This is a genomic window from Mycobacterium sp. (assembly GCF_019247635.1).
Classification (GTDB): domain Bacteria; phylum Actinomycetota; class Actinomycetes; order Mycobacteriales; family Mycobacteriaceae; genus Mycobacterium.
Genome location: NZ_JAFBAR010000128.1, coordinates 116,412 through 134,893, shown reverse-complemented (window position 1 = coordinate 134,893; position 18,482 = coordinate 116,412). Strand labels below are relative to the sequence as shown.

16 protein-coding genes and 1 tRNA gene are annotated in these 18,482 nt (G+C 66.3%); 7 read left to right on the top strand and 10 right to left on the bottom strand.

From position 1 onward, the window contains the following. Nucleotides 1–171: 171 nt before the first annotated feature. Entirely contained in the window at nucleotides 172–1,632 is a 1,461-nt protein-coding gene (locus tag JO236_RS22000; protein WP_293335579.1) for an FAD-binding oxidoreductase, read from the top strand. A gap of 248 nt (nucleotides 1,633–1,880) precedes the next feature. Here JO236_RS22000 and JO236_RS21995 read toward each other — a convergent pair whose 3' ends face one another. From JO236_RS21995 to JO236_RS21960, 8 genes are all read right to left on the bottom strand, one after another. Then, nucleotides 1,881–2,696, bottom strand: a complete 816-nt coding sequence (locus JO236_RS21995; protein ID WP_293335576.1) for an HpcH/HpaI aldolase/citrate lyase family protein — start codon at nucleotides 2,694–2,696, stop codon at nucleotides 1,881–1,883. Further along, on the bottom strand, nucleotides 2,696–3,184 hold the full coding sequence (locus JO236_RS21990; protein WP_293335573.1) for a MaoC family dehydratase: 489 nt from the start codon (nucleotides 3,182–3,184) through the stop codon (nucleotides 2,696–2,698). Before JO236_RS21990 ends, JO236_RS21995 begins: the two co-directional genes overlap by 1 nt. Then, the gene (locus JO236_RS21985) at nucleotides 3,181–4,344 is read right to left on the bottom strand and encodes an acyl-CoA dehydrogenase family protein (protein WP_293335570.1); all 1,164 of its coding nucleotides are present in this window, start codon (nucleotides 4,342–4,344) and stop codon (nucleotides 3,181–3,183) included. The genes JO236_RS21990 and JO236_RS21985 overlap by 4 nt, the downstream gene beginning before the upstream one ends. Further along, nucleotides 4,341–6,326, bottom strand: coding sequence for an acetyl/propionyl/methylcrotonyl-CoA carboxylase subunit alpha (locus JO236_RS21980; protein ID WP_293335567.1), 1,986 nt, complete (start codon nucleotides 6,324–6,326; stop codon nucleotides 4,341–4,343). Before JO236_RS21980 ends, JO236_RS21985 begins: the two co-directional genes overlap by 4 nt. A gap of 6 nt (nucleotides 6,327–6,332) precedes the next feature. After that, nucleotides 6,333–7,913 carry a carboxyl transferase domain-containing protein gene (locus JO236_RS21975; protein WP_293335564.1) on the bottom strand — a complete coding sequence of 527 codons (1,581 nt, stop codon included), beginning with the start codon at nucleotides 7,911–7,913 and terminating at the stop codon, nucleotides 6,333–6,335. Nucleotides 7,914–7,917: 4 nt separating this feature from the next. Next, nucleotides 7,918–8,565, bottom strand: coding sequence for a CoA transferase subunit B (locus tag JO236_RS21970; protein ID WP_293335561.1), 648 nt, complete (start codon nucleotides 8,563–8,565; stop codon nucleotides 7,918–7,920). Between the two features lie 49 nt (nucleotides 8,566–8,614). Next, the gene (locus JO236_RS21965) at nucleotides 8,615–9,361 is read right to left on the bottom strand and encodes a CoA transferase subunit A (protein ID WP_293335558.1); all 747 of its coding nucleotides are present in this window, start codon (nucleotides 9,359–9,361) and stop codon (nucleotides 8,615–8,617) included. Nucleotides 9,362–9,463: 102 nt separating this feature from the next. Continuing rightward, on the bottom strand, nucleotides 9,464–11,026 hold the full coding sequence (locus JO236_RS21960) for an AMP-binding protein (protein ID WP_293335693.1): 1,563 nt from the start codon (nucleotides 11,024–11,026) through the stop codon (nucleotides 9,464–9,466). A gap of 144 nt (nucleotides 11,027–11,170) precedes the next feature. On the opposite strand from JO236_RS21960, the gene JO236_RS21955 reads away from it, so the two are divergent. Next, complete coding sequence (locus tag JO236_RS21955) at nucleotides 11,171–11,875, top strand: TetR/AcrR family transcriptional regulator (RefSeq protein ID WP_293335555.1); 705 nt, start codon at nucleotides 11,171–11,173, stop codon at nucleotides 11,873–11,875. 7 nt (nucleotides 11,876–11,882) lie between these two features. Further along, nucleotides 11,883–12,716, top strand: coding sequence for an MmpS family transport accessory protein (locus JO236_RS21950; protein WP_293335552.1), 834 nt, complete (start codon nucleotides 11,883–11,885; stop codon nucleotides 12,714–12,716). On the opposite strand, the gene JO236_RS21945 is transcribed toward JO236_RS21950, so the two are convergent. After that, on the bottom strand, nucleotides 12,713–14,056 hold the full coding sequence (locus tag JO236_RS21945; RefSeq protein WP_293335549.1) for an MFS transporter: 1,344 nt from the start codon (nucleotides 14,054–14,056) through the stop codon (nucleotides 12,713–12,715). The genes JO236_RS21950 and JO236_RS21945 overlap by 4 nt on opposite strands. A 59-nt stretch (nucleotides 14,057–14,115) precedes the next feature. Between JO236_RS21945 and cmrA the strand changes: the two genes are divergently transcribed. Continuing rightward, on the top strand, nucleotides 14,116–14,919 hold the full coding sequence (gene cmrA / locus JO236_RS21940; RefSeq protein ID WP_293335546.1) for a mycolate reductase: 804 nt from the start codon (nucleotides 14,116–14,118) through the stop codon (nucleotides 14,917–14,919). An 88-nt stretch (nucleotides 14,920–15,007) separates the two neighbouring features. On the opposite strand, the gene JO236_RS21935 is transcribed toward cmrA, so the two are convergent. Continuing rightward, entirely contained in the window at nucleotides 15,008–16,567 is a 1,560-nt protein-coding gene (locus JO236_RS21935) for a helicase HerA-like domain-containing protein (RefSeq protein ID WP_293335543.1), read from the bottom strand. A 111-nt stretch (nucleotides 16,568–16,678) separates the two neighbouring features. On the opposite strand from JO236_RS21935, the gene orn reads away from it, so the two are divergent. The 3 genes from orn to JO236_RS21920 all read left to right on the top strand — a co-directional run bounded on the left by orn (nucleotide 16,679) and on the right by JO236_RS21920 (nucleotide 18,336). Further along, the gene (gene orn / locus JO236_RS21930) at nucleotides 16,679–17,326 is read left to right on the top strand and encodes an oligoribonuclease (protein ID WP_293335540.1); all 648 of its coding nucleotides are present in this window, start codon (nucleotides 16,679–16,681) and stop codon (nucleotides 17,324–17,326) included. 47 nt (nucleotides 17,327–17,373) lie between these two features. Beyond that, nucleotides 17,374–17,449: transfer RNA gene (locus tag JO236_RS21925), tRNA-His, on the top strand. 191 nt (nucleotides 17,450–17,640) lie between these two features. Next, nucleotides 17,641–18,336 carry a sensor domain-containing protein gene (locus JO236_RS21920; RefSeq protein WP_293335537.1) on the top strand — a complete coding sequence of 232 codons (696 nt, stop codon included), beginning with the start codon at nucleotides 17,641–17,643 and terminating at the stop codon, nucleotides 18,334–18,336. The last annotated feature ends 146 nt before the right edge of the window (nucleotides 18,337–18,482 follow it).

Here is an 18,482-nt window from a genome sequence, read left to right as displayed (position 1 = left end):
CGGCGCAAATAGGAAGGATAGCGAAGGCCGGGAAATAGCTGGGGGCGGCGACGACAGCCCCGTCGCGACGCTCGGATCCCACCGCTCGGGACCGGTCACAAGCTCATATCTTCCTGCGACACGTCATGCGGCGCGGACGGTTTTGGCGGCCACGTAGCCCACAATGCGGACATGACGGTACCGCGGGAGTCGACGCGTGAGATCTCACGCCAGACGTTTCTGCGGGCGGCCGCCGGAGCGTTAGCGACGGGCGCTGTGTTCGGATCACACCGAGCCGGTGCCGATCCGGCCCCGAGTACCTCCGGCTGGACCGGACTTTCCACCGCCATCGGCGGACAGGTGCTGACGCCGGAAAACGGAGGGCAATTCGCAACGGCCAAACAGGTTTTCAACACCAACTACAACGGCTCGACGCCCGCGGCCGTCGTTGTTCCCACCTCGACGGCGGATGTTCAAAAGGCGATGGCGTTCGCCGCCGCCCGCAACCTCAAGGTCGCTCCGCGTAGCGGGGGACATTCCTATGTGGGGGCGTCCACGGCGAACGGCACGATGGTGATCGACCTGCGTCAGCTGCCCGGCGCTATCAACTACGACGCCGCCAGCGGGCAGGTCACGGTGACGCCGGCGACTAGCTTGTTTGCGATTCACCAGGCGCTGGCCGCGGCTGGCCGGGGAATCCCGACGGGTACCTGCCCGTCGGTCGGTGCCGCGGGGCACGCGCTGGGCGGCGGTTTGGGTTCCCAATCGCGGCACGCGGGCCTGCTGTGCGACCAATTGACGTCGGCGACGGTGGTGCTGCCCGGCGGCCAGGTGGTCACCGCGTCCTCCGCCAGCCAGCCAGACCTGTTCTGGGCATTACGCGGCGGCGGGGGTGGAAACTTCGGGGTGACAACGTCATTGACCTTCGCCACCTTCGCCACCAGCGACGTCGACGCCGTGAACCTGGTTTTTCCGCCGCAGTCTTTCGCGCAGGTTCTCCTCGGTTGGCAGGCGTGGCTGCGCACCGCGGACCAACGCAGCTGGGCACTGGCGGACGCCACCGTCGACGCCATGGGTACGCACTGTCGAATCCTTGCGACCTGCCCGGCCGGGTCGGGCAACAGCATGGCGAGCGCCATCGTCTCGGCCGTCGGGATGCAACCGATCGGGACCGAGAATCACACGTTCAACTATCTGGACCTGGTGAAATATCTGGCCGTCGAGAACCTCAACCCGTCGCCGCTCGGATACGTCGGCGGATCCGACGTTTTTACGACCCTCACCCCCGCCGCCGCCCAAGGGATCGCCTCGGCCGTCGCGGCCTTTCCCGGTGGGGCGGGGCGCATGTTGGCGATCATGCACGCGCTCGACGGCGCGCTCGCCAGCGTGGCACCCGGCGCTACAGCCTTTCCGTGGCGTCGGCAATCCTCGCTGGTGCAGTGGTACGTCGAAACCGGTGATCCCACCGCGGCCACCAGCTGGCTCAACACCGCACACCAAGCGGTGCAACCGTATTCGGTCGGCGGTTACGTGAATTATCTCGAAGCGAACCAGCCGGCTTCGCGCTATTTCGGCGCTAACCTGTCTCGGCTGACCGCCGCCAGACAGAAGTATGATCCGAACCGAATCATGTTCTCAAGCCTAAATTTTTGACGCTACCTGGTTGGTAGGCACCTGGCAGCGGTCGCCGGGTCCGGGACCGCGGGCGTAACGCCACTGCTAAAAATCGGCGGGAGAATCGCAGTGCCGTTACGCTGGCGAACTGTCCCACGCCGAGCGCCCCGATAGTCGCTACGAGCCGGGCAAAACTAGTGTGCCCACCGCTGCAGAAACGCATGTGACACACCGCCTATGTCGCCGGTGCCGACGGTATGGTGCCGGTGATTGAACTTCGATAGTGGTTATGCCCGTTCCCCCGCCCGTTGCAGCATCATCGCGGCATGCTTGAGCACCGGGGAGTCGACCATCTGCCCCTCGAACGCGAACACGCCCCGTTCGTTCTTCGCCGCCTCCACCACCCGCCGCGCCCAGTCCAGTTTCTCCTCGGTGGGACGATAGGCCTTGCGCACCACAGGAATCTGGCTCGGATGAATGCACACGGTCACGTCGAAGCCCACCGTCGCGGCGTCTATCGCTTCGCCCTCCAAGCCCTCGATGTCGGGGATGTCCAGGTGCACGGCGTCCAAAGCGAGCCGACCGAACGCGGACGCCGCCAACAGAACCATCGAACGCACGTGCCGCGTCACATCCCGATAGAGGCCGTCGAATCGCCGGCTGGAGCTGCCACCCAACGAGGCGATCAGATCTTCAGCGCCCCACATCATTCCGATGGTGTTCTCCGCGGCGGCGATCTCTGTGGCAAGCACGGCGCCTCGCGCGCTTTCCACCAGTGCAATGACATCGCGCGGCGCCAGCGCGTTCACCTGCGCGGCTGATTCGGCCTTGGCCAACATGACCGTCCTGTAGGCGGTGCCGGACAGGGCCTCCAAGTCGCGGGCGTACTCGTCGGTGCCGGACCCATTGATGCGTACGACCGTGCGTGCGGGATCGAGCGGAACCTCCTGTAGCGCCTTGCGGGCGGCGGGCTTATCCGCCTCTGCCACACCGTCTTCCAGGTCAAGGATCACCACGTCGGCGGCGGCGGTGGCCTTGGCGAAACGCTCGGGCCGGTCGGCGGGGCAGAACAGCCACCCCGGTCCTGCGGCACGCAGGCTCATTACTCCTCCTCTGTGGGTCGCTTCTGCACCAATGTGGTCCGCACGGCGCGCGCAATCACGTCACCATGCTGGTTGCGACCGGTGTGCTCGAGGGTAACGATGCCTTCTCGGGGCCGGCTTTTCGACTCGCGCTTGTCGGTGCACACGGTCTCCGCATAGAGGGTGTCGCCGTGGAAGACGGGCTTGGGGAATGAGACCTCGGAGAAGCCGAGGTTGGCCACGATGGTGCCGAGGGTCAACTGCGCCACCGACAATCCCACCAACGTCGACAACGTGAACATCGAATTCACCAGTCGCTCACCGTGAAAACCCGGCTGCTCGGCGGCCCACGCCGCGTCCAGGTGCAGCGATTGCGTATTCATCGTCAGCGTGGTGAACAAGACGTTGTCTGCCTCGGTGACGGTACGGCCGGGCCGGTGCAGGTAGGTCGTGCCGATCTCGAACTCCTCGAACCATAAGCCGCGCTGGACAATCGTCTTGTCGCTCATGACAGTCCCAGCGAACGCGCGATAAGCATCAGCTGCACTTCCGTGGTGCCTTCGCCGATCTCGAGCACCTTGCTGTCGCGGTAGTGTCGCGCCACGGGATACTCGTTCATGAAGCCGTATCCGCCATGGATCTGGGTGGCGTCGCGGGCGTTGTCCATCGCGGCTTCCGACGAAACCATCTTTGCGATCGCCGCTTCCTTCTTGAAGGGCTTGCCCGCCAGCATCTTTGCCGCGGCCTCGTAGTACGCGGTGCGGGCCACGTGGGCACGCGCCTCCATCCGCGCGATCTTGAAGCTGATCGCCTGATAGGCAGCGATAGGTTGACCGAACGACTGGCGCTCCTTGGCGTACTTGACGCTCTCGTCGACGCATCCCTGCGCCGCCCCGGTGGCCAGCGCGGCGATCGCGATGCGGCCCTCGTCGAGGATGGAAAGAAAGTTCGCGTAGCCGGAGCCGCGGGGGCCCAGCAGGTTTTCCTCCGGGACGCGCGCATCGGCGAAGCTCAGCGGGTGGGTGTCCGACGCGTTCCACCCGACCTTGTTATAGACCGGTTCGACAGTGAATCCCGTTGTACCACTGGGTACGATGATCGTCGAGATCTCTTTCTTGGCGTCGCCGATGGTCCCGGTCACCGCGGTGACGGTGACCAGGGAGGTGATGTCGGTTCCCGAGTTGGTGATGAATTGCTTGGAGCCGTTGATCACCCACTCGCCGTTCTCCAGCCGGGCGTTGGTGCGCGTGCTTCCGGCATCGGAACCGGCCCCGGGCTCGGTGAGCCCGAAACCGGCCAGTGCCCGGCCGGCTATCAAGTCCGGCAGCCATTTCAGTTTCTGTTCCTCGTTGCCGAATCGGTAGATCGGCATTGCGCCCAGGCCCACTCCGGCCTCCAGCGTGATCGCCACCGACTGGTCGACCTTGCCGAGTTCCTCGAGCGCCAGCGCCAGCGCGAAGTAGTCGCCGCCCATGCCGCCGTATTCCTCCGGGAACGGCAGGCCGAACAGTCCCATCTCGCCCATCTTGGCGACGACCGCATACGGGAAGCTGTGCTCCTCATCGTGTTTGGCCGACACCGGAGCCACGACGGTGCGCGCGAAATCGGCCACCGTCTCGCGCAGATCCTCGTATTCCTTCGGTAACGCGCCCGCGGAAATCGTTGTCATGCTTGTTCACCCTCGATTTTCGGAATGAGCCGGGCCAGCACCTGCTCGACCTTCACCTGATCGCCGACCGACACCAGTACCTCCACCTGTCCCGAAATCGGCGCGGCCAGTGCGTGTTCCATCTTCATCGCCTCGACGACCACCACAACGTCGCCCTCGGACACCTCGCTGCCGGAGGCGACCTGCACGGCGATCACGCTGCCCGGCATCGGGCTGATGACCTCTGCGGGACGCTCTCCGGCGGCGCGATGAATCTTGTGCTCCTCGGCCTCGCGCAGATGCCAGGTACCCCGCTCGTCGCTGATCCACAGCTCCCGCTCGGCCTCAGCCCACCGGTAGTCACGGCGCAGCCCGTCCAGTGTCACACTCATCCGAGTGCGCTCCAATTGCGCACTAGCAGAGGTGATCTCACCATCGCCGACCTGGACCAGGGCCGCCTCGGGTAAGCCCCACACCGACACCGTCTCGCTGCGCAGCGGAGTGCGCAGGGCGGTGCGGACCGGTGCCACGCCGCCGCCCACGCGCCAGCCGCTGGGCTCCGCCCATAGGTCGCCGCGCCCACGTCGGGCCAAGACCCCCTGCACGTACAGGGCGCCCGCGGCCAGCACATCATCGGGCACCGGCAGCGGTGCGAACTCGGGCAACCGCTCCTCCAGCAGAGCGGTGTCCAGCTCTCCGGCGCGCACCCGGTCGTCGGCAAGCAGAAACCGCAGAAACTCGACGTTGGTCTGCACGCCCAGCACCGCGGTGTGGGCCAGCGCCTGGTCGAGCCGGGTCAGCGCCTGCTCCCGGTCCGCACCCCACGCGATCACCTTGCTCAGCATCGGGTCGTAATCGCTGCCCACCACCGTGCCCCCCAGCAGCGACGAGTCCACGCGCACACCGTCACCCGAGGGTTCGACCACCTGCAACACCCGGCCGCCGGTCGGCAGAAATCCCCGCGCGGGGTCCTCGGCGTACACCCGAGCCTCGATGGCGTGGCCATTGAGTTCGATGTCGTCCTGCGCGAACGACAGCTTCTCCCCCGCCGCCACCCGTAGCTGCCACTCGACGAGGTCCAGCCCGGTGACCGCCTCGGTCACCGGATGTTCCACCTGCAACCGGGTGTTCATCTCCATGAAGAAGAACTCGTCAGGCCGGTCGGCAGAAACGATGAACTCCACGGTGCCGGCGCCCACATAGGCGACGCTGCGTGCGGTGTTGCAGGCGGCCTCGCCGATGCGCGCACGGGTCGAGGCGTCCAGCAGCGCGGAGGGGGCCTCCTCGATGACCTTCTGATGGCGCCGCTGCAGGCTGCACTCGCGTTCGCCGAGATGCACGACGTTGCCCTGTGTGTCGGCGAGCACCTGCACTTCGATGTGCCTGGGCCGCAACACGAATCGCTCCAAGAACAGTGTGTCGTCACCGAACGCGGACGCCGCCTCCCGGCGCGCCGTGACCAGCGCTGCACGCAGCTGGGCGGGGACTCCCACAAGATGCATGCCCTTGCCGCCGCCACCCGCCGACGGTTTGATCAGCACCGGATAGCCGACCTCGTCTGCGGCCGCGACCAGATCGTCGTCGGTCAGACCCGGCTTGGCCACCCCGGGCACCACCGGAACGTCGAACGCGGAGACCGCGTTCTTGGCGGTGATCTTGTCGCCCATCACCTCGATCGCGCGGATCGGCGGCCCCAGGAACACCACCCCGGCGCGTTCGCACGCGGCAGCGAAATGCGCGTTCTCGGACAGGAATCCGTAGCCCGGGTGGATCGCCTGTGCCCCGGTGGCCGCGGCGGCATCGAGCACCCTATCGATGTTGAGGTAGCTGTCGCGGGCGGCTGCGGGCCCCAGTCGCACGGCCATGTCGGCCTCGAGCACGTGCCGAGCCCCGACGTCGGCGTCGCTGTAAACCGCGACCGACCGGATGCCCAGGCGACGCAGAGTCCGGATAACGCGTACCGCTATCTCGCCTCGGTTCGCCACTAATACGGTGTCAAACATCGTCACTCACATCCGGAATACGCCGTAGGAGACCGGTTCCAGTGGCGAGTGCTTACATACCGACAGTGCCAGCCCGACAACGGTTCTGGTGTCCGCGGGGTCGATGATCCCGTCGTCCCACAGGCGGGCCGTCGAGTAGTAGGGATTGCCCTGGTCCTCGTACTGCGCGCGGATGGGGGCCTTGAATGCCTCTTCTTCGTCGGGCGACCACGGCCTGCCCGACGCCGATAACTGCTCGCCGCGGACCGTCGCCAGCACCGACGCGGCCTGCTCGCCACCCATCACCGAGATCCGCGCGTTCGGCCACATCCACAAAAACCGGGGCGAATAGGCACGCCCGCACATCGAATAGTTGCCCGCCCCATACGATCCGCCGATCACGACGGTCAGCTTCGGCACGCGCGCGCACGCGACAGCGGTGACCATCTTGGCCCCATGCTTGGCGATCCCACCCGCCTCGTAGTCACGACCGACCATGAAGCCGGCGATGTTCTGGAGGAACAGCAACGGGATCCGCCGTTTGTCGCAGAGTTCGATGAAATGCGCGCCCTTCAAAGCGGATTCGCTTAACAGCACTCCGTTGTTGGCGATGATCCCCACCGGATGACCATGGATACGCGCGAACACCGTCACCAGCGTCTTGCCGTATTTCGCCTTGAATTCGCTGAAGTCGCTGCCGTCGACGAGCCGAACGATGACCTCGTGCACGTCGTAGGGCACCCGCGGATCCGGGGGCACGACGTCGTACACCTCGTTCACCGCATGCTTGGGCTCGACCGAGCGGCCCACCTCCCATTGCGCGGCGTCGCGCGGTCCGAAGGTGGCCGCGATCTTGCGGACGATCCGCAGCGCATCCTCGTCGTCCTCAGCGAGGTGATCGGTGACACCGGAGACCCGGGAGTGCAGGTCGCCGCCGCCGAGTTCCTCGGCCGTGACGATCTCGCCGGTGGCGGCCTTGACCAGCGGTGGTCCACCCAGAAATATCGTGCCCTGCTCGCGGACGATGACGGCCTCGTCGCTCATCGCCGGCACATAGGCGCCGCCCGCGGTGCACGATCCCAGCACCGCGGCCACTTGCGGAATTCCCTTGGCGCTCATGGTCGCCTGGTTGTAGAAGATCCGCCCGAAATGCTCCCGGTCGGGAAACACCTCGTCCTGCCGGGGCAGGAAGGCGCCACCCGAGTCGACCAGGTAGATGCACGGCAGCCGGTTCTGCAGCGCGACTTCCTGTGCGCGCAGGTGCTTTTTGACCGTCATCGGATAGTAGGTGCCGCCCTTGACCGTCGCATCGTTGGCGACGATCACGCACTCGCGCCCGGACACCCTGCCGATCCCGGTGATGATGCCGGCACCCGGCGACTCGTCGCCATACATGCCGCCGGCCGCCAGCGGGGCCACTTCCAAGAGCGGGCTGCCCGGATCGAGCAGCCGGTCCACCCGTTCCCGCGGCAGCAGCTTGCCGCGGCTGACGTGACGTTCGCGTGCGCGCTCGTTGCCGCCCAACGCCGCGACCGCAAGCTTGTCGTTGAGCTCCTGAACCAGCCGGCGGTGTTCGTCGGCATATGACGGTGCGGCGATGGCTACCATCCGGTCACCGCGTTGCCAAACCCGAAAGCACCAGGGGCGGTTGTGTTTTGGCGACGACCTCTTCGACAGACACCTCGGGGGCGGTCTCGATCAGGTGCAGGCCGTCGTCGCGGATGTCGATGACCGCGAGTTCGGTGACCACGCGATTGACGCACCCGACGCCGGTCAACGGCAACGTGCACCGTTCGAGGATCTTCGGGCTGCCGTCCTTGGCGGCGTGCTCCATCATCACGATCACCTTGCGGGCGCCGTGCACCAAATCCATCGCGCCGCCCATGCCTTTGACCATCTTGCCGGGGATCATCCAGTTGGCCAGGTCACCGGAGACCGAAACCTGCATGGCCCCAAGGACGGCCACGTCAAGGTGCTCGCCGCGGATGATTCCGAACGAGGTCGACGAGCCGAAGAACGAAGCGCCCGGCAACGTCGTGACCGTCTCCTTGCCCGCGTTGATCAGATCGGCGTCCAGATCCTCCCGCCGGGGGTACGGACCGACGCCGAGGATCCCGTTCTCGGAGTGCAGGACAACGGTTATGCCCTCGGGAATGTGATTGGGGATCAACGTGGGCATGCCGATGCCGAGGTTGACATACTGCCCGTCCTCGAACTCGGCCGCCACCCGCGCGGCCATGCCGTCTCTGCTCCAGCTCATTTGGCGCCACTCTCCCCCGCAAGCGGGAAGTGCCCCCACATCGCTTCGCTCATGAGCGCACGGTCTCCTTCTCGATCCCCTTCACCGGATCGGGCACATGCACGACGCGCTGCACGAACACCCCGGGGGTGTGCACCGTCGCGGGGTCGATCTCACCGGGCTCGACGAGGTGTTCGACCTCGGCGATGGTGATCCGTCCGGCCGGCGCGCATTCCGGGTTGAAGTTCCCGGCGGCGTACCGGTACACCAGGTTGCCGTGCCGATCGCCCTTCCAGGCATGCACCAGCGCGAAGTCGGTGCGGATCCCCCGCTCGAGAACGTAGGTGACGCCGTCGAACTCGCGGGTCTCCTTGCGTGGCGATGTCACCGCCACCGCACCCGAGGCGTCGTAGCGCCACGGCAGTCCGCCGTCGGCGATCTGGGTGCCGACGCCGGCCGGCGTGTAGAAGGCCGGGATGCCCATCCCGCCGGCGCGGAGCCGCTCGGCCAGCGTGCCCTGCGGGGTCAGTTCCACCTCGAGTTCGCCGGACAGAAACTGGCGGGCGAATTCCTTGTTCTCCCCCACATACGACGAGACGGTCCTACGAATACGGTTGTGCGCCAACAGCACCCCGAGCCCCACACCGTCGACGCCGCAGTTGTTGGATACCGTCTCCAGATCGGTCACCCCACGGTCGGCCAGTGCGGCGATCAACGCTTCGGGGATGCCGCACAGCCCGAACCCCCCCACCGCCAACGACGACCCATCGGTTATGTCCGCCACCGCCTCGGCGGCGCTGGCCACCACCTTGTCCATTTACCGCGCAGCCTCCTCGCCGTCGGGGCGGTCCAGACTTTCAGTTAATGCCGATTAACCGAGGTGAGAATACCATTAGCCGCGCGGCGGGTAAAGGTGTGGTCAGTCGCCGCGCAGGAACTCAGCCGCGCGTTGCCGCATCTCGACTTTGCGGACTTTGCCGGTGACGGTCATGGGGAATTCGTCGACGATCCACAGGTAGCGCGGGATCTTGAACGTGGCGATCTGGCCCGCGCAGAATTCGCGCAACCGCTCGATCGTCAGCTCCGGCGCGGCGTCGCGCAGCTTGACCACCGCCATCAGCTCCTCGCCGTACTTGGCGTCGGGTACCCCGATGACGTGGCCGTCGACGATGTCGGGATGGGTGTAGAGGAGCTCCTCGATCTCGCGCGGGGAGATGTTTTCGCCGCCGCGGACCACGATGTCCTTGATCCGCCCGGTGATCTGCACATAGCCGCAGTCGTCCATCGCGGCCAGGTCACCGGTGTGCATCCAGCCGTCGGAGTCGATCACCTCGGCGGTCTTATCCGGGTCGTTCCAGTATCCGGCCATCACCGAATAACCCCGTGTACACATTTCGCCCGACACGCCACGGGGCACGGTGTCGCCGGTCGTCGGGTCCACCACCTTGACCTGCAGATGGGGACCCACGCGGCCGACCGTGCCCACGCGCCGCTCCAGCGTGTCGTCGGTGCGCGTCTGGCAGGACACCGGCGACGTCTCCGTCATCCCGTAACAGATCGAGACCCCCGGCATGTGCATGCGATCAATCACCTTGCGCATCACCTCGATCGGGCACGGGGCGCCCGCCATGATTCCGGTGCGCAGGCTGCTCAGGTCGTAGTCCGCGAACTCCGGCAGGCCCAGCTGGCCGATGAACATCGTGGGCACGCCGTAGAGGCTGGTGCAACACTCGGCCTGCACCGCCCGAAGGGTAGCGGCCGGATCGAATCCCGGACCGGGCAGCACCATGCATGCGCCGTGGCTGGTGGCCGCCAGATTCCCCATTACCATGCCGAAGCAGTGATAGAGAGGAACCGGGATGCAGATTCGGTCCTCGGCGGTGTACTCGAGCAGCTCGCCCACCAGATAACCGTTGTTGAGGATGTTGCGATGGCTCAGCGTGACGCCCTTCGGGTATCCCGTTGTGCCGGAGGTGTATTGGATGTTGATCGGATCATTACCGCACAACGTCGCCGCGATCTCAGCCAGCGCCGGCAGGTCGGCGTACGCACCGGCAAGTGCGTCCCAACTGTCGCCACCCATGACCACCACGCGCAGGCCCGGACATTGCGACGTCACCTCGGCCAGCATCGTCACGTAATCCGCGCCCTTGAAGCCCGGCGCGGCAATCACCATGGCTACGCCGGATTGTCCTAGCGCGTAACGCAATTCGCGCGTGCTATAGGCGGGATTGATGGTCACCAGGATCGCACCGATCTCGGCGGCCGCGTACTGCACCAGCACCCACTCCCACCGGTTGGGCGCCCAGATTCCGACCCGGTCACCTGTGCCGATCCCAGCGCGCAGGAGTCCCGTCGCAAGCTTTCGTACGGCTTCGAGTAGCTCGGCATAGGTCCACCGCCGCCCCGCCTGGACATCCACCAGCGCGTCGCGCTCGCCGTATTCGGCGACGGTGCCCGCAAGGTTGGCACCGATCGTCATCTCGAGCAGCGCGGGGCTGCCCGGGCCTTGCTCATATGACGGGTCTGCCACGTTCCTCCGCCTGATGCTTACCCCGCGACAAACTCCAGTGCTACGTTAGTGACGATTAACTGAAGTGTCCAGGACGAGTGTGTCGGAGGTGCTATGACGACGTCTGCCCCGGACGGGCAGCCCGGCGCGACAGAGGCCCCAAATCGGCGCAGCCAGTTGAAGTCCGACCGGCGCCTGCAACTTCTCTCCGCGGCCGAACGGCTGTTCGCCGAACGCGGTTTCCTGGCGGTACGACTAGAGGACATCGGCGCTGCCGCCGGCGTCAGCGGTCCGGCCATCTACCGCCACTTCCCCAACAAGGAGTCGCTGCTGGTCGAGTTGCTGGTCGGGATCAGTGCGCGGCTGCTCGCCGGCGCGCGTGATGTGACGGTGCGCAATTCCGACGCGACCGCTGCGCTCGACGGGCTCATCGATTTCCACCTCGACTTCGCCCTGGACGAACAAGATCTCATCCGCATCCAGGACCGCGACCTGGCGTACCTGCCGGCGCCGGCCGAGCGGCAGGTTCGCAGAGCCCAGCGGCAATACGTCGAGGTCTGGGTTGGCGTGCTGCGCGAACTGAATCCCACACTGGCCGAAGCCGACGCCCGCCTGATGGCGCACGCGGTATTCGGCTTGTTGAACTCCACACCGCACAGCATGAAATCGGCCGACACCAAGCCGGCGCGTGCAGAGCGCTCCCGCGCCGTCATGCGCGCGATGACGGTCGCCGCGCTGACGGCCGGAGATGGGCCCGGGCCCGGATCGTTAGCGGCTGCGCCGCCAACTCGTCGGCCCCAGGTACCCTGCAATCCATGAGGTGGATATGAACGATCCACGTCGAGCCGGGCGGTTTGGTCCCCCTCAACCGGGGTCTGGACGGTACCCACCGCCGGGTCCCGATTACCCGGCGTATGTCGACCCGGCCTACGCCGATCAAACGCACTACTCGCCCACATACGGCGGGGTCGCCCCGCAGTGGGCGCCGACTCCCAACGAGACCAACCCGACCAAACGGTTGCCCCGGTCGTGGCAGCAAGACGCGTGGCAGCAAGACGCGTGGCAACGCGACTCATGGCAGCACGACGAGCCGCCACCGGGTGCGCCGCCATCGGACGGGCTGACTCCCGCGCCACCGCAGGGACCTAGGTCGCCGCGGTGGCTGTGGGTTGCCGCCGTGGCCGCGGTGGTTCTGGTCGTCGCGCTGGTTGTCGCGCTGGTGATCGCAAACGGCTCGGCGAAGGACCAGACCGCCATCGAGCCACTGCCACCCATGCCCACGCCGTCTTCGACGACCCCCACCCCGACAACGACGAGGACCTCATCTCAGCCCTCCGCCGCACCGGCACCACCGACCAGTGGCGCCCCCACCACCGCGACAACCGGCCCAGCCGGCACGGAGACCGTCGTCTACAACGTGGCCGGCGACGGCCGTGCGATCAGCATCATGTACATGGACACCGGCGACATCATCCAGACCGAGTTCAACGTGTCGCTGCCGTGGAGCAAGCAGGTCAGCCTGTCGAAGTCGGCCGTTCATCCGGCGACCGTCACCGTCGTCAACATCGGGCACAACGTGACCTGCTCGGTCACGGTGGCGGGGGTTCAGGTCAGTCAGCGCACCGGCGTGGGCCTCACGATCTGCCAGGGCACCACCTAACGCCGCGCGGCATCGAGCGTGGGTACGCGCACGCCGACCATCGCCAGCAACCCGACAGCCAGCACCAGGCACACTCCACCCAAGCCGGCGCGGACCGCGCCGAACATATCGACGAAGAGCGAAAACAGCCACGGAGCCACGAATGCCACCGCCCGGCCCGTCATGGTGTACAGGCCGAACGCGACCCCCTCCTTGCCGTCGTGAGCCATCCGCAACAACAGCGCACGTGACGACGACTGTGACGGCCCGATGAACAGGCACAGCAGCAGGCCGCACACCCAAAAGGCGACCGGCCCCGACAACGTCATCAAGGTGAGGGCCGAGGTGACGATCGCGGTCAACGAACCGACGATGACGGGTTTGGATCCGATCCGTTGGTCGACGAACCCGCCCAGCACCGCGCCCAGTGCGGCCACCACGCTCGCCGCCACACCGAAAATCAACACGTCGCCCTGGGTGAGGCCGTATGCGTTGACGCCGATCACCGCGCCGAAGGCGAAGATTGCCGCCAGCCCGTCACGGAAGAGCGCGCTGGCACCCAGGAAGTAGACCAGGTTACGGTCCCGCCGCCACTGATCTTTGATCTCCGTCCACAGCCTGCGGTAGCCGCCTAGCATGCTGGTGGGCTGATAGGCGGCATCAAGTTCGAGACCGTCGTCGGAGAAACGGTGCGAGACCAGAAGCAGTGGCAGCGCCAGCACCGCCAGCCAGGCCGCGGCCGCCAACATCGCCTCCCGGACGTAGAGCCCGTCGTGGACGGGCACCCGCAACAACCCCCGCACCGCGTCTGGGCCCGAGCCACTTCCGGAGATGAACCCCGAGTAGACGAGTATCAGCAGCAGCACGCTGCCGGCATAACCCGCTGCCCAGCCGAAACCAGAGATCCGCCCGGCCGTCTGCGGCGTCGATAGCTGACGCAGCATCGCGTTGTAGGGGACGCTGGCCAGGTCCCCGCACGCGGCCGTGGCCGCCAGCAGAACCAGTCCGGCCCACAGGTAGCCGGGCCGGTCGCGGATGAAGAACATCGAGCAGGTCAGCGTGATCGCGAGTGCGGTCAGCACGCCAAGCGCCACCCGCCGCCGGTGGGCTGACTCCACCCATACGCCGACGGCCGGCGCCAGCAGCGCGACGGTCAGCCCCGCCAGGGCGCCGGCACGACCCAGCCAACTCGCCGGCGTCGTCGGGCCCGGCAAGCCGACCCCGACGGTGCTCGTCAGGTACACGGAGAAGACAAAGGTCGCGACGATCGCGTTCAGGCCCGTCGAGCCACAATCCCACAGCGCCCACGCCACGACCCGAGATCGCATAATGCCGCGCGAATCCGCGTCGGGTGCAGCCATGACGGGCAGCTTATTGGCAGCCGGTCCACCGTGCGCGCGCTCTGTCTACGATTGCCCTCATGCCGATACCCGCTCCCAGTTCCGACGCGCGCGCGGTTGTCACCGGAGCTTCACAAAACATCGGGGCGGCGCTGGCCACCGAGCTGGCCACGCGCGGTCACAGCCTGATCGTCACCGCGCGCCGTGAGGATCTGCTAACGGAGCTCGCCGCACGGCTGACCGACAAGTACCGCGTCAGCGTGGAGGTGCGACCGGCCGACCTCGCCGACCCGGCCGAACGAGCGAAGCTGTGCGACGAGCTGGCCGCCCGCCCCATCTCCATCCTGTGTGCGAACGCGGGGACGGCGACGTTCGGTCCGGTCTCGGGACTGGACCCGGCGGGCGAAAGGGCTCAGGTTCAACTTAATGCCGTTGCAGTGCATGATCTTTCGTTGGCAGTGTTGCCGGGCATGATCGAGCGTAAGGCGGGCGGCATCCTGATTTCCGGCTCGGCGGCGGGCAATTCGCCGATTCCGTTCAACGCCACCTACGCCGCCACCAAGGCGTTCGCCAACACGTTCAGCGAGTCGTTACGCGGCGAACTGAAAGGCTCGGGTGTGCACGTCACGCTGCTGGCCCCGGGCCCGGTACGCACCGACCTGCCGGACGACGCCGAAGCATCCCTGGTCGAAAGGCTGGTGCCGGATTTCCTCTGGATCTCCACCGAGCACACCGCCCAGGTTTCGCTGGATGCGTTGGAGCGCAACAAGATGCGTGTCGTGCCCGGCTTGACGTCCAAGGCCATGTCGGTGGCGAGTCAGTATGCCCCGCGCGCCATTGTGGCACCGATCGTGGGCAGCTTCTACAAAAAGCTGGGCGGCTAGCAGGCCGCGTTTGGGCCGACGCTCTGCCGAGCGTAACGCTACTGTGAGATCCGCCGCGGATTTTCGCAGTGGCGTTACGCTCGCGGCGCTACCTGCGCCGGCGGCCCGACCCGAACACGCTACGCACCGCTTCACGTATCGCCGTGTTGATGCCGCTTTTCACGGTGGGATTCTTCAGCACTTCCTCCCACATGCTAGGTCCCTTCGGCGCGGCGGGCGGCGGCATCGGGGGCAACTCGTAATCGTCTGGCAGCGCCGGATATTCGGGCTCGGGCTTACCGGGCTGGGGATCTTGGCCTTTGGGGCTTGGTTCGGGCGTGGACTCCTGCTCGACCGTTTTCCCGTATTTCGCTTGCAGCGGGCTGGATTTGGCTGCCGCGGAGACGGCGTCCGCCCCGATCGCGGCCATCAACGAGCGGGGCACCCGCATCCGCGTCCACGCCACCGGCGTCGGCGCGCCTTTTTCGGACAGCACGGTCACGACCGCCTCGCCGATGCCCAGGGACGTCAGCGCCGACTCCAGGTCGTAGACATCGGTTTTCGGGTACGTGCGCACCGTCTTGCTCAGCGCCTTCTGGTCGTCGGGCGTGAACGCGCGCAGCGCGTGCTGGACGCGCGCACCCAGCTGCGAGAGCACGTCGTTGGGCAGGTCCGTGGGCAGCTGCGTGCAGAAAAACACCCCGACGCCCTTGGACCGGATCAGTTTCACGGTCTGCTCGACCTGCTCAAGGAATGCCTTGGAGGCGTCGGCGAACAACAGGTGCGCCTCGTCGAAGAAGAAGACCAGTTTGGGCTTGTCCACGTCGCCGACCTCGTCGAGTTCGGTGAACAGATCGGCGAGCAGCCACATCAGGAAGGTGGAGAAGATAACCGGGCGCAACGACTGACCACTGAATTCGAGCAGCGAGATGATGCCCTGGCCCTGGTCGTTGGCGCGCAGCAGATCCTTCGGATCAAGCTTCGGCTCGCCGAAGAACGTGTCGCCGCCCTCGCCTTCGAGATTCACCAGCGCCCGCAGGATGACGCCCGCCGTCGTCGACGACACCCCGCCCAGGGATTTCAGGTCGGCCTTGCCCTCGTCATTGGTCAGGTGGCTGATGACGGCGCGCAGCTGGCCCACCGTGACCAGCGAACGGTTGTTTTCCTTCGCCCAGTGGAAGATCAGCCCGAGTGTTGATTCCTGAGTAGCGTTGAGCCCCAACACTTTTGATAGCAGCACCGGGCCGAAGCTGGCGACGGTCGCGCGTATCGGCACGCCGACCCCGTCGGTGCCCAACGACAGGAACTCGACCGGGAATCCCGTCGCCTGCCAATTGTCGCCCGTATCCTTCGCGCGTGCGGCGGTCTTGTCGTTCGCCTCCCCCGGGCGCGCCAACCCGGACAGGTCGCCCTTCACATCGGCCATCAGCACCGGAACCCCCGCAGCACTGAGCTGCTCGGCGATCAACTGCAGCGTCTTGGTCTTGCCGGTGCCCGTCGCACCGGCCACCAGGCCGTGCCGGTTGATGGTGGCCAACGGGATGCGGATCTGGGCCGCCGGGTCGGTTTGACCGTCGACGACGACGGTGCCCAGCTCCAGTGCCTGGCCCTCGACGGCATACCCGTCCGCGATGCGTTTAGCGGGTGTCGGTGCTGATTCGGTGCTCATCGTGCGTCGGCCCTCGATCTCCCCAGTGGTCCCATGCGAGCAAGGCAGACCATCACCCTACTTCGCAGGGTGAACAGGGGCAGGTGGTGACGTGGGCCTACGCTGTGCGCTGTGCGTGACGAATTGGTGTGGATCGACTGCGAGATGACCGGGCTGGATCTGGGCTCGGACAAGTTGATCGAGATCGCAGTGCTGGTCACCGACGCCGAGCTGAACATACTCGGTGACGGTGTCGACGTCGTGATTCACGCCGAGGACGCCGCGCTGTCGTCGATGATCGACGTCGTGACGGAGATGCACTCGCGCTCCGGGCTGATCGACGAGGTGAAGGCCTCCACCATCGACCTGGCCACCGCCGAGACGATGGCGCTCGATTACATCGGCGAACACGTCAAGCAGCCCAAGACGGCCCCGCTGGCGGGCAACTCGATCGCAACCGATCGCTCGTTCATCGCGCGCGACATGCCCAAGCTGGACTCCTTCTTGCATTACCGCATGATCGACGTCAGCTCGATCAAGGAACTCTGCCGGCGCTGGTACCCGCGCATCTACTTCGGGCAGCCGACCAAGGGCCTTGCACATCGGGCCCTGGCCGACATTCACGAATCCATCCGTGAACTGCAGTACTACCGCCGTACCGCGTTCGTGCCCCCACCCGGGCCTTCTATCAGCGAAATCGGGGTAGTCACCGCCGAGCTCGAGGGCGAATCGGGCACATCCGACGGAAACGATTCGGCCGACGAGGCTACGAACAGTTAGTATCGACGTCGCCGCGAGTTAGCCCTCAGGGCCGGCCGACGGCCATGGTGAGTGTAGTTCAGTTGGTAGAGCACCAGGTTGTGATCCTGGATGTCGCGGGTTCGAGTCCCGTCACTCACCCCACAGGTCAGAGGGCGTTTTCGCCCTCTGACCTTTTGCTGTCGCGAGCCCCTCTCCACTGTGAATCTCGCGACGCGACACGCCGATAATGCGTCGCGCAATGCACACTCGCGACCCGTGGCGTGCCCCGCCGCCCGCCTGGCGCGCGCCGCCGTGCCCCGCCGCGCCCGGCACGCGAGGTTAGCCTTCGAAGTGTGGCTCACAACGAGCGCATCGGACGCCACCTCATCGCGTTCGCGATACTCCTCACCGGCTGCAGCGGCGGCACGCCCGCGGTTTCCTCCAGCGCAGAGCTCACCACCACAACACCGTCGGTCGCCGCGGCCGCCCTGGACGAGCTGCTGCTCAGCGCCGCCGAGGTCAACACAGCGATGGGGACGCGGTCAATGACGGTCGCGGGAACATGGACCACGATGCTCGACGCGAGTTCCCATATACCCGACAAGGATTGCGTTTTCGCGTATCCGGCTGACAACTCGGTGTATGTCGTCAGCAACTGGACGGCCGTTCGTCGTCAGATCCTCGACCAGCCCGGCGGGCACTCCACCCATGAAGTCACTCAGGCTGTCGTGTCGTTTCCCTCCGCCGAGGACGCGGCGCGGTTCTTCGCCAGTTCGGCAGAGCATTGGCCAGCCTGCGCGAACCGCCAGTACCGCCACACCTCCCCCGACGACCCCGACGTGGTCTGGAGCGCGGGGCCCCTCGCCGACGCCGACGGGACCCTGAGCGTTACCGACACCCGCCAGGGCACCAAAACGTGGGCCTGTCAGCGCGCGCTGACCGTCAACAGCAACATCGCCGTCGACATCGCGGCCTGCGTGCCCGGCAATCCGGCCGACATTGCGGTCAACATCGCTCACCAGATCGCGGCCAAGGTGGCCAGGCAGTAAGTCGCCGAGAGCCGGCGTGAGATCACGTTGCGTCACGGCAAGTTTCGGGTGTGCCGAATTGCCCGCCTTACAGCGACAACCGATTCCGCTGCGCGCCCGCCCACGCCGTGTCGCTCGGAGGTGGGCAAAAAGCCATATCCTCGAGA